Source organism: Achromobacter semiaridum (assembly GCF_053543755.1).
This window is the reverse complement of sequence record NZ_JBLVOL010000021.1, coordinates 21,293-32,231: the sequence shown is the minus strand read 5'-3', so window position 1 is coordinate 32,231 and position 10,939 is coordinate 21,293. Positions and strand designations below refer to the sequence as shown.

The window sequence follows — 10,939 nt, the reverse complement described above, 5'->3', positions numbered from 1 at the left end:
CCCGCCCACCGGTCTGGTCCTGACGGGTGGGGGCGCGCGGGCCGCGTACCAGGTGGGCGTGCTGAGCGCCATCATGGACTTGCTGGACCCCGACTGGCATTCGCGCTTTCAGAATCCCTTCGACATCATCTGCGGCACCTCGGCCGGGGCCATCAACGCCGCCGCGCTGGCGTGCCGCGCCGACCGCCCGCACCTGGGTGTGCGCCGCATCCGCCGGTTGTGGTCGTCGCTGAACACCGACATGATTTACCGCGCCGACGCGCCCGGCCTGATTCGCACGGGCGTGCGTTGGCTGGGGTTGCTGGCGCTGGGCTGGATGTATTCGGGGCTGACGCGCAAGCGGCCGCAGTCGCTGCTGGACAACAGCCCCATGGAAGCGCTGCTGGGCCGCGTGCTGAACTTCGACCACCTGCGCGGCAACCTGGAGCGCGGGTCGCTGTCGGCGCTGGCGATCACGGCGTCGGGCTACACCAGCGGCGAGCACCTGACGTTCTACCAGGCGCACACGCCCATCGAACCGTGGCATCGCTACTTGCGGCTGGCCATACCCACGCCTATCGGCATCGACCACCTGATGGCCTCGTCGTCCATCCCGTTCGTCTTTCCCGCGCGGCAGGTGCCGGTACACGGCAAGGGCGAGTGGTGCGGCGACGGCTCCATGCGACAACTGGCGCCGATCAGCCCGGCAATCCACCTGGGCGCCCATCGCGTGCTGGTGATCGGCACGGGGTTTCGTGATGATACCCATCCCGAGAACCGCGAAGATTCCCCACCGTATCCTTCGCTGGCCCAGGTAGGCGGGCATGCGTTGTCCAGCATCTTCCTGGATGGGTTGTCGGTGGACGTCGAGCGCCTGGAACGCATCAACTACCTGATGGACCACGCATCGCCGGACGGCGCGCAGATCAACGTGCGCCGCATCCAGGTGCTGACCATCACCCCCAGCCAGTCGCTGGACACGATGGCGCTTGAGCACTTGCAGGACATGCCGGCGCAAGCCCGTGCTCTTTTCCGCGTACTCGGTGTATCGTCCGACCCAGGCCGTCCTGGTGGCGGTGCGCTGATGTCGTATCTGCTGTTCGAATCCAGCTACACCAAGCGATTGATCGAACTGGGTTATGCCGATACGATGCAGCGTAACGAAGAAGTGATCGCCTTTTTCAAGGAGGCTCAGGCATGACGCGCAATGGCCAATCTACGTTGCAGAAGCAGCTTCTGCGCGGGGGAGCGCTGCCTCATGAGGGGCTGGACAAGAAGGCCGTCGTTGACGCCTCGCACGAGCTTGGCCTGTCCTTGTTCGTTGCCAACTGCGACCCCGCCCGCAGCCGTTCCGCGGTGCTTCGCGCCATCGTCAAGGCGGTGGATTTCCCCGAGTACTTCGGCGGCAACCTCGATGCGCTGTACGACTGCCTGTGCGACACGGTCCTGGACCACAAGACGGGCGTGGTGTTGTGGCTGTACCGCCTGCACTCCGGCGATCCGGTTCTGGAAGAAGACGCCGCCAAAATTGAAACCGTGTGTTCGGACGCTGCCGACTTTGCGCGTGAAAATGGCCGCATCTTTGCGTTCGTCATCGAACACGCGGGGCGCCACCCCGACCCGGAACCCGGCATCGCCGCAGCGCCCTATGGCGAAAACGATTAACCGCGGCCGAAAACGATTATCTGCGGGCGCGGACAATCAACCGCGCATCCTTGCGCTACCAGCCCATCAACGCGCTGACTGCCGCCAGCAACGCCAGCCCGGCCGTTTCGGTACGCAGCACGCGGGGACCAAAGCGCACGGCCTGCACGCCGGCCTGGCGGGCTAGTTCCAGTTCCTTGTCCGACCACCCCCCTTCGGGGCCCACAAGCAACGTCAACGCTTGCAAGCCGGGCGTGGCGCGCAGCTTGCCGGCCAGATCGTCGCTGGCTTCCGGGTGACACAGCAGCCGCAGGCCGTCCGCCGGCTGGGCCAGCCAATCAGCCAGGCTTTGCGGCGCATCCACCGCCATCAGGCGGTTACGGCCGCATTGTTCGCCGGCCGATTGCGCAATGCGCTGCCAATGCGCCACGCGCTTGTCCAGCCGAGGGCCCGATAACTGCAACACGCTGCGTTGCGCGGCAATCGGGCTGACGCGGGCGGCGCCCAGCTCAACCGCTTTTTCCACCACCCAGTCCATCTTGTCGCCGGAAGGCAAGCCCTGCACAAGCGTGATGCGCCCGGCAAGCTCGGCTTCGCGCGGGTTGAAGTCGCCTAGCGTGGCGTAGCCCGCCTTGCCCTCCACTTCAAGCACGGCCGGGTATTCGCCGCCCTGGCCATTGAACAGCACAACGGTTTCGCCCGCTTTCAAGCGCAGCACGCGCAGCGCGTGGTGCGCCAGGGCGTCGGGCAAGGCGATGCGGGTACCGGCGGAAAGGGCGATGTCGCAGAAAAAGCGGGGGGCGGACATGAGGTTCGGGCGAAGAGGGCGGCTACGAGGGCGCGGGCAATCGGATTATTCGAGCGCGTAGCCTACCACTTTGATTCCCGAGGACACGCTTGTTTACATCGCGCTTAAGGGCGATGGCGTGAGGGAAATCCCCTGATGCTAAAATCGTCTGCTTCGCAACCCACTCAACTGGCCCCTATATTTCCCGTAGGCGCGCCAGCTTCAAAGAGCCTTCCGAATGAGCAATCCGACCGCCCCTAAACTTGCCTTGGCGGATGCCATCCGCGCCCTCGCGATGGATGCTGTGCAACAAGCGAACTCCGGGCATCCGGGTGCTCCCATGGGCATGGCGGAAATCGCCCAGGCCTTGTGGACGGGCAACCTGCGCCACAACCCGAAGGACCCCGCCTGGGCCAACCGCGACCGCTTCGTGCTGTCCAACGGCCACGGCTCGATGCTGATCTACGCGCTGTTGCATCTGACGGGTTACGACCTGTCGATCGACGAACTCAAGAATTTCCGCCAGCTGCATTCCAAGACGCCGGGTCACCCCGAAGTGGGCATCACCCCGGGCGTGGAAACGACCACCGGCCCGCTGGGCCAGGGCCTGGGCAACGCCGTGGGCATGGCGCTGGCCGAAGCGCTGCTGGCCGCTGAATTCAACAAGCCCGGCCACACCATCGTCGACCACCACACCTACGCCTTCACGGGCGACGGCTGCCTGATGGAAGGCATCTCGCACGAGGTGTGCTCGCTGGCCGGCACGCTCAAGCTGTCCAAGCTGGTGGTGCTGTATGACGATAACGGCATCTCCATCGACGGCCACGTCGAACACTGGTTTGCCGACGACACCGCCAAGCGTTTCGAAGGCTACGGCTGGAACGTGATCCGTGGCGTAGACGGCCACGACGTCGCCGCCGTGGACGCCGCCATCAAGGCCGCGCGTTCGCAGTCGGAAAAGCCCACGCTGGTGATCTGCCGCACCGTTATCGGCAAGGGTTCGCCCAACATGGCCGGCACGCACAACGTGCACGGCGCGCCGCTGGGCAAGGACGAAATCGCCGCCACGCGCGCCGCGCTGGGCTGGTCGTCGGAACCGTTCCAGATCCCGCAAGACGTTTACGACGGCTGGGATGGCCGCAAGTCGGGCGCTGCCGCCCAAGCCGAATGGCAAGCCGCGTTTGACGCCTACCGCGCCGCATTCCCCGCCGAAGCCGCTGAATTCACGCGCCGCATGAAGGGCGAAATGCCCCAGGGCTACGCCGACCAGTTCAAGGCTTTCCTGGCCTCGACCCTGGAAAAGGCCGAAACCGTCGCCACCCGCAAGGCTTCGCAATTCGCGATCGCCGCGCTGGCGCCGTTGCTCCCCGAAATGCTGGGCGGTTCCGCCGACCTGACCGGTTCCAACTTCACCGACTGGAAGGGCGTGGGCGCCGTTCGCGCCGGCGACAAGGGCATTCAGTTCGGCCGCCACATCAACTACGGCGTGCGCGAATTCGGCATGGCCGCCATCATGAACGGCGTGGCCCTGCACGGCGGCTACCTGCCGTTCGGCGGCACTTTCCTGACGTTCTCGGACTACTCGCGCAACGCCATCCGCATGGCCGCGTTGATGAAGCAGCGCGTGGTGCACGTGTTCACGCACGATTCGATCGGCCTGGGCGAAGACGGCCCGACCCACCAATCCATCGAGCACGCCGCCAGCCTGCGCCTGATCCCCAACCTGTCTTTGTGGCGCCCCTGCGATACGGCTGAAACCGCCGTGGCCTGGAACGCCGCCGTGACGCGCCCGACCAGCATCGGCATGGACGTGCATGACGGCGGCCCGACCGCGCTGCTGCTGTCGCGCCAGAACCTGCCGTTCGTGCCGCGCGATGCCGCCACCGTGGACGCCATTGCGCGCGGCGGCTATGTGCTGCGCGATGCCGAAGGCGCCCGCGCCGTCATCATCGCCACCGGCTCGGAAGTGGCCATTGCACTGGACGCGCAAGCCCAACTGGCCAAGGAAGGCATCGCCGTGCGCGTGGTTTCCATGCCCAGCACCGACGTGTTCGACAAGCAGGACGCCGCCTGGAAGCAATCCGTGCTGCCCAAGGGTCTGCCGCGCGTGGCCGTGGAAGCCGGCGTGACCGCGTTCTGGCACAAGTACGTGGGCCTGGAAGGCGCCGTGGTTGGTATCGACCGCTACGGTGAATCCGCCCCGGCCGGCGCATTGTTCAAGTTCTTCGGGCTGACCGCCGACAAGGTGGCCGAGACCGTCAAACAGGTTTTGTAAAAAAGGAGCTTAGTATGACTATTCGCGTCGCCATCAACGGTTACGGTCGCATCGGCCGCAACATCCTGCGTGCCCACTACGAAGGTGGCAAGAAGCACGATATCGAAATCGTCGCCATCAACGATCTGGGCGATCCCAAGACGAACGCGCACCTGACGCGCTACGACACCGCCCACGGCAAGTTCCCGGGCACCGTCGAAGTCGACGGCGACTTCATGGTCGTCAACGGTGACAAGATCCGCGTGCTGGCCAACCGCAACCCGGCTGAACTGCCCTGGGGCGACCTGAAGGTTGACGTCGTGCTGGAATGCACGGGCTTCTTCACGACCAAGGAAAAGGCCGGCGCGCACATCAAGGGCGGCGCCAAGAAAGTCATCATCTCGGCCCCGGGCGGCAAGGATGTGGACGCCACCATCGTGTTCGGCGTGAACCACGGCGTGCTCAAGTCGACCGACACGGTCATCTCGAACGCATCGTGCACCACCAACTGCCTGGCCCCGCTGGTCAAGCCGCTGAACGACAAGCTGGGCCTGGAAAACGGCCTGATGACGACCGTTCACGCCTACACCAACGACCAGGTCCTGACCGACGTCTACCACGAAGACCTGCGCCGCGCGCGTTCGGCCACGATGAGCATGATCCCCACGAAGACCGGCGCTGCCGCTGCCGTGGGCCTGGTGCTGCCGGAACTGAACGGCAAGCTGGACGGCTACGCCATCCGCGTCCCGACCATCAACGTGTCGCTGGTCGACCTGTCGTTCGTGGCCAGCCGCGACACGACCGCCGAAGAAGTCAACAGCATCCTGAAGGCCGCGTCGGAAGGCGAGCTCAAGGGCATCCTGGACTACAACACCGAGCCCCTGGTTTCGGTGGACTACAACCACAACCCGGCCTCCAGCACCGTTGACGCGTCGCTGACCAAGGTCTCGGGTCGCCTGGTCAAGGTCTCGTCCTGGTACGACAACGAGTGGGGCTTCTCGAACCGCATGCTCGACACCACCGTCGCGCTGATGTCGGCCAAGTAAGCAACACGGTCAGTCCATAGGGGACGGATTTGTTTTCCGCCAATGCGGAAAATGGGTTCGTCCCCTTTGTTCGCCTATCGTAGGAAAGCAAATATGTCCAAGGTCAATACCCTGTCCGCGCTGGCCAAGTCCGGTGCCCTGTCCGGCAAGCGTGTGTTCATCCGCGCCGACTTGAACGTGCCGTTCGACGACGCCGGCCGCATTTCCGAAGACACGCGCATCCGCGCCTCCGTGCCCGGCATCCGCCTGGCGCTGGACGCCGGCGCTGCCGTAATGGTTACGTCCCACCTGGGCCGCCCGAAAGAAGGCGTGCTGACCGACGCCGATTCGCTGGCCAAGGTTGGCCAGCGCCTGTCCGAACTGCTGGGCATGCCCGTGCAGTTGGTGCGCGACTGGGTCGATGGCGTCCAGGTCGATCACGGCCAGGTCGTGCTGCTGGAAAACTGCCGCGTGAACGTCGGCGAAAAGAAAGATGACGAAGCGCTGGCCAAGAAGATGGCCGCGCTGTGCGACGTGTATGTCAACGACGCGTTCGGCACGGCCCACCGCGCCGAAGCCACCACGCACGGCATCGCGCGCTTTGCGCCCATGGCCTGCGCCGGTCCCTTGCTGGAAGCCGAGCTTGACGCCCTGGGACGTGCGCTGCACGAACCCAAGCGCCCCCTGGTCGCCATCGTGGGCGGCTCGAAGGTGTCCACCAAGCTGTCCATCCTGCAATCGCTGGCCGACAAGGTTGACCAGTTGGTCGTGGGCGGCGGTATCGCCAACACGTTCCTGTTGGCCGCCGGTTTGCCCATCGGCAAGTCGCTGGCGGAACCCGACCAGGTCGAGCAGGCGCGCGCCGTGATCGACATGATGAAGCAGCGCGGCGCGGCCGTGCCGATTCCGGTGGACGTGGTGTGCGCCAAGGCATTCGGCGCGGATGCCGAAGCCACCGTCAAGGCGGCCACGGACGTAGCCGAAGACGACATGATCCTGGACATCGGCCCGCAGACCGCGGCGCAGCTGGCCGAGATCCTGAAGAAGGCCGGCACCATCGTCTGGAACGGCCCGGTGGGCGTGTTCGAATTCGACCAGTTCGCCAACGGCACCGAAGTGGTGGCGCGCGCGATCGCGGAATCGGATGGTTTTTCCATCGCCGGCGGCGGTGACACGCTGGCTGCCATCGCCAAGTACGGCATCGGCGAGCAGGTTGGCTATATCTCGACGGGTGGCGGCGCGTTCCTGGAGTTCCTGGAAGGCAAGACGCTGCCCGCCGTGGCCGTGCTGGAAGCGCGCGCCGCGAAGTAGGCGGCGGTGCGGTGGCGTCCGCGTCGCGGCGGCTGCCGCGCGCGGCCGCATGCAACAACGCCCCTTGCGGGGCGTTTTTTTTCGTCTGCGCGCCAGGTCGCCGTTATTCCATCTTGGCGCCCGAGATCTTCACAATGTCCGCGTATCGCGCGATTTCGGACTGGATGAAGGCGCTGAACTGCTCGGGCGTCTGGCCGGCGGGCACCAGCGCGCCCATGCTTTCCATGCGCTGCTTGACTTGCGCATCGGCCACCACGGCGTTCACTTCCCGGTTCAGGCGCTGCACCACGGCGGGCGGCGTGCCGGCGGGGGCAACGATGCCGTACCAGGCGGATGCATACATCTTGGGCACACCCGCTTCCTCGAACGTGGGCACGTTCGGCAGCGCCGGCAAGCGCTGGTGCGACGCCACGGCCAGCGCGCGCAACGCGCCCGCCTGAACCTGTGCCAGCGAGCCGGTGTCCAGCATCATGTCGACCTGCCCAGCCAGCAGATCCGACACGGCGGGGCCACTGCCCTTGTACGGAATGTGCAGCACGTCGGCGCCGGTCAGGTGCTTGAACATCGCACCCGCCAGATGCTGCGAAGACCCCACGCCGCCCGAACCATAGTTCAGCTTGCCGGGCTCGGCCTTCGCGCCGGCGATCAGGTCGGCCAACGATTTGAAGGGCGACTGCTTGGGCACTTCAAGAATGTTGGGGATCTCGGCCACGAACGCCACAGGCGCAAAGTCCTTGGACGCATCGAAGCCCAGGCGGGAATACAGATGGGGGTTTGCCGCGTTGGTCGAACTGGTAGCCATCAGCAGCGTGTAGCCGTCGGCCTTTTCGCGCACGAACGACGCCGTGCCGATATTGCCGCCCGCGCCCGCCTTGTTGTCCACGATCACCGTCTGGCCCAGGCGATCGGTCAGGCGCTGCGCCAGCAGGCGCGCCAGGGAATCGGTGGCGCCGCCCGGGGGCCAGGGCACCACCAGCTTAATGGGGCGTTCGGGGTAAGTCTGGGCGTGGACAGCGGGGGCGATGCCCGCGGCAAGCGCGGCCAGGACCAGGGCGCGGCTGACGCGCCGCAGGAAGGGCAAGGACATGGAGTCTCCTGAAATGCCGGCCTTGGGTCCGCGCCGGGCAGGCAAGGGCGGTAGGCCGTGTCGGTGTGCAATGGCGCGGCGTGGCGCCGCTTTTCTTATGCGCAGGACTCTACGCAATCCCGCTTTTCGATAAAAGAGATAAAAACGCAACGATCTTCATTCCTTTTGGGAATGTGACGGACTCTCCGGTCTTTGGCTTGTCTTTCTGAAGGCGGCGAAAAAGCCTGCCGGATTTGGCCGCCGCTTGATCTGAAGCCGGTTCCGCGTCGTGGGCTTGGTGTAGCCTTTGCGGTCTATGCGTGTTGTCGCGCGCTCTCTTCGATCAGGTCGTTTGCAGCACCATGAACCTACGTTTCTTTCCCGGCCTGAATAATTTTCGCGGCATGACGCGGGAGTCGGCGCGACGCGACATCATGGCGGGCTTGAGCGTGGCCGCCGTCGGCCTGCCGGTGGGCCTGGCCTACGCGGCGATGATGGGCGTGCCACCCGTGGCTGGCCTGTGGGCCGCCATTGCGGGCATGCTGGGCTACGCGTTGTTCGGCTCGTCGCGCACGCTGATCGTGGGGCCGGACACGGCCACCTGCACGTTGATCGCCGCCACCTTGACCGGGATGGCGCTGACCTCCCCCGAGGACCGGCTGGTGGCCGCCACCGGCATTGCATTGACCGTGGGCGTGGGCTGCCTGATCGCGCGCGTGCTGCGGCTGGGCGTCCTGGCCAACCTGCTGTCGCGCCCCGTGCTGATCGGCTACATGGCGGGCGTGGCGATCACGCTGGGGCTGTCGCAACTGAGCGGGCTGACCGGGGTGGGGCTGCGCAACAGCGGGCTGGTGCACCCGTTTCTTGAGCTATCGCACCGTGTTCAGGAAATCCGGATTCCCACTCTCTGCCTGGGGCTGGCGTCCTGCCTGCTGCTGGTGGCTTTCAAGCGCTGGCGGCCGACCTGGCCGGGGCCGATCCTGCTGGTGGTGGGGGGCTGCCTGTTGTCGTGGCTGTTCGATTTTCCCGGTTTGGGCATAGCGGTGGTGGGCGAAGTGCCTGCCGGCTTGCCGGGCATCAGCCTGCCCGTTCGGCTGGAAGGCGTCGACAGCATTCTGTTGGGCGCGGCGGGCGTGCTGGTGGTCAGCTTTTCCAGCGGCATCGTCACCGCGCGCAGCTTTGCGGCGCGCACGGGCGAGCATGTGGATCCCAACCGCGAGCTGGTCGGCTTTGGCGCGGCCAATGTGGCGGCCGGTTTGTTCCAGGGTTTTGTCGTGACGGGGGCGGATTCGCGCACGGCGGTGGGGTTGGTGGCCGGCGGCTCGTCGCCGCTGGTCAGCGTCAGCGCGGCGTTGGCGTTGGCCATCGTGGTGGGCTTGCTGAGCGCGCCTTTGTTCTGGTTGCCCCAGGCGGTGCTGTCGGCCATTTTGTTGCTGGCGGCCGCCAGCCTGTTCGACGTCACGGCCTTTATGCGGCTGGCGCGAATTTCTCGCATTGAACTGGCGTTTGGCATCCTGGCCGCCGTGGGCGTGGTGGGATTTGGCGTCTTGCAAGGCGTGGCGGTGTCGGTAGGCGCAACGCTGCTGTACGCGATGTACGTGTCGGGCAACCCGCGCGATGCGCTGCTGGGCCGGCTGCCCGGCGAGTCCGTGCTGGGCAAGCTGCATTTGAATCCGGATGCGCATCCCGTGCCCGGCACGGTCATCTGGCTGTTTGAATCGTCGATCTGGTTTTTCAACGCCGATGCGTTTCGGCGCCGCGCGCGCGACGTCATTGCGCAGGCGGCGGGCGACACGCAGTGGTTCGTACTGGATGCCGAGGCCATGACGCAGGCGGACGCCGATGCAGTCGAAGCGCTTTACGAACTTAAGCGCGAACTGGACGCCCGCAACATCACCTTGTTGGTGGCGGGCGGGCATGGCCAGTTCCGCATGGCGCTTGAGCGTTCGGGGCTGGTCAAGAAGATTGGCCGCGACAAGATCTTTGGCACCCCCGAACAGGCGGTCGAAGCCATCGACCGCTGGCGCCAGGCGCCGCCGGTCACCTTGGCCTGAGCCTAATCGATGATGTGATAGCCGCCGTCGATGTACAGCGTCTGGCCCGTCATCAGGCGCGCGGCGTCGGTGGCCAGCCAGGCGGTGGCTTCGCCCACGTCGTCAATGGACACCAGGCTGCGCGCGGGCGCCTTGGATTGCGCGCGGTCCAGCAGGGCATCGAATTCGGCTATGCCCGAGGCCGCACGCGTTTTCAATGGCCCCGGCGAGATCGCGTGCACGCGGATGCCCTGCGGGCCAAGCTCGGCCGCCAGGTAGCGTGTGGCGGATTCCAGCGCGGCCTTGACCGGCCCCATCATGTTGTAGTGTTCGACGACCATCTGCGAGCCGTAGTAGCTCATGCAGAACAGCGCGCCGCCTTTTTTCATCAACGGTTCGGCCAGTTTCGCCATGCGGATGAACGACCAGCACGACACGTCCATCGCTTGCAGGAAGCCTGCGCGCGAGCAGTCGGTAACGCGGCCGTGCAAGTCGGCGCGCGGGGCGAACGCAATGGAATGCAGCACGAAATCCAGCTGCCCCCATTCGGCCGTGATGCGGTCGAACACGGCTTCAAGTTCGCCCTCGTTCAGCAGGTTAAGCGGCATCAGCAATGGCGCATCGACCTGGCGCGCAAGCGGCTCGACGTGGGGCAGCGCCTTATCGTTCAGATAGGTCACGGCCAGTTCGGCGCCCATGGCGCGAAACGCCTTGGCGCAGCCCCAGGCGATGGAATCCGCGTTGGCGATGCCGGTGACCAGGCCGCGCTTGCCGGCCAGGGGCAGCGTCGCGCTAGCGGAGTTGGCGGGGCCGGGGGCGGGGGAGTTCATCGTTGGCGCC

General features: G+C 65.9%; 9 protein-coding genes. 6 read left to right on the top strand and 3 right to left on the bottom strand.

What is annotated here, in order from left to right; all coding sequences use genetic code 11:
• The first annotated feature begins 13 nt into the window (after positions 1–13).
• Together ACNPP0_RS07300 and ACNPP0_RS07295 are read left to right on the top strand one after the other, a co-directional pair.
• Positions 14–1,180, top strand: coding sequence for a patatin-like phospholipase family protein (locus tag ACNPP0_RS07300; RefSeq protein WP_448705529.1), 1,167 nt, complete (start codon positions 14–16; stop codon positions 1,178–1,180).
• The gene (locus ACNPP0_RS07295) at positions 1,177–1,644 is read left to right on the top strand and encodes a barstar family protein (protein ID WP_046804365.1); all 468 of its coding nucleotides are present in this window, start codon (positions 1,177–1,179) and stop codon (positions 1,642–1,644) included. Before ACNPP0_RS07300 ends, ACNPP0_RS07295 begins: the two co-directional genes overlap by 4 nt.
• Before the next feature lie 55 nt (positions 1,645–1,699).
• On the opposite strand, the gene ACNPP0_RS07290 is transcribed toward ACNPP0_RS07295, so the two are convergent.
• The gene (locus ACNPP0_RS07290; protein WP_448705461.1) at positions 1,700–2,431 is read right to left on the bottom strand and encodes a 16S rRNA (uracil(1498)-N(3))-methyltransferase; all 732 of its coding nucleotides are present in this window, start codon (positions 2,429–2,431) and stop codon (positions 1,700–1,702) included.
• A 217-nt stretch (positions 2,432–2,648) separates the two neighbouring features.
• Between ACNPP0_RS07290 and tkt the strand changes: the two genes are divergently transcribed.
• The 3 genes from tkt (at position 2,649) to ACNPP0_RS07275 (ending at position 7,000) form a co-directional block, all read left to right on the top strand.
• Positions 2,649–4,685 (top strand): transketolase, encoded by a 2,037-nt coding sequence (gene tkt / locus ACNPP0_RS07285; protein WP_448705459.1) that lies wholly within the window; start codon positions 2,649–2,651, stop codon positions 4,683–4,685.
• Positions 4,686–4,699: 14 nt separating this feature from the next.
• Positions 4,700–5,710, top strand: coding sequence for a type I glyceraldehyde-3-phosphate dehydrogenase (gap, locus tag ACNPP0_RS07280; RefSeq protein ID WP_046804368.1), 1,011 nt, complete (start codon positions 4,700–4,702; stop codon positions 5,708–5,710).
• A gap of 93 nt (positions 5,711–5,803) precedes the next feature.
• Positions 5,804–7,000 carry a phosphoglycerate kinase gene (locus ACNPP0_RS07275; protein WP_448705457.1) on the top strand — a complete coding sequence of 399 codons (1,197 nt, stop codon included), beginning with the start codon at positions 5,804–5,806 and terminating at the stop codon, positions 6,998–7,000.
• Positions 7,001–7,103: 103 nt separating this feature from the next.
• Here ACNPP0_RS07275 and ACNPP0_RS07270 read toward each other — a convergent pair whose 3' ends face one another.
• Entirely contained in the window at positions 7,104–8,087 is a 984-nt protein-coding gene (locus tag ACNPP0_RS07270) for a Bug family tripartite tricarboxylate transporter substrate binding protein (protein WP_448705456.1), read from the bottom strand.
• 341 nt (positions 8,088–8,428) lie between these two features.
• Between ACNPP0_RS07270 and ACNPP0_RS07265 the strand changes: the two genes are divergently transcribed.
• A complete protein-coding gene (locus tag ACNPP0_RS07265; protein ID WP_448705455.1) occupies positions 8,429–10,120 on the top strand; it encodes a SulP family inorganic anion transporter in 1,692 nt (563 codons plus the stop codon).
• A gap of 2 nt (positions 10,121–10,122) precedes the next feature.
• On the opposite strand, the gene fabI is transcribed toward ACNPP0_RS07265, so the two are convergent.
• Positions 10,123–10,929: an enoyl-ACP reductase FabI gene (gene fabI / locus ACNPP0_RS07260; protein WP_332613097.1), complete on the bottom strand. Its 807-nt coding sequence runs from the start codon at positions 10,927–10,929 to the stop codon at positions 10,123–10,125.
• Positions 10,930–10,939 lie beyond the last annotated feature (10 nt).

Excerpts from the sequence above, each read along its gene's own strand:
- ACNPP0_RS07295 (WP_046804365.1), top strand. The coding sequence starts at position 1,177 with ATGACGCGCAATGGCCAATCTACGTTGCAGAAGCAGCTTCTGCGCGGG.
- ACNPP0_RS07290 (WP_448705461.1), bottom strand. The coding sequence starts at position 2,431 with ATGTCCGCCCCCCGCTTTTTCTGCGACATCGCCCTTTCCGCCGGTACC.
- tkt (WP_448705459.1), top strand. The coding sequence starts at position 2,649 with ATGAGCAATCCGACCGCCCCTAAACTTGCCTTGGCGGATGCCATCCGC.
- gap (WP_046804368.1), top strand. The coding sequence starts at position 4,700 with ATGACTATTCGCGTCGCCATCAACGGTTACGGTCGCATCGGCCGCAAC.
- ACNPP0_RS07275 (WP_448705457.1), top strand. The coding sequence starts at position 5,804 with ATGTCCAAGGTCAATACCCTGTCCGCGCTGGCCAAGTCCGGTGCCCTG.
- ACNPP0_RS07270 (WP_448705456.1), bottom strand. The coding sequence starts at position 8,087 with ATGTCCTTGCCCTTCCTGCGGCGCGTCAGCCGCGCCCTGGTCCTGGCC.
- ACNPP0_RS07265 (WP_448705455.1), top strand. The coding sequence starts at position 8,429 with ATGAACCTACGTTTCTTTCCCGGCCTGAATAATTTTCGCGGCATGACG.
- fabI (WP_332613097.1), bottom strand. The coding sequence starts at position 10,929 with ATGAACTCCCCCGCCCCCGGCCCCGCCAACTCCGCTAGCGCGACGCTG.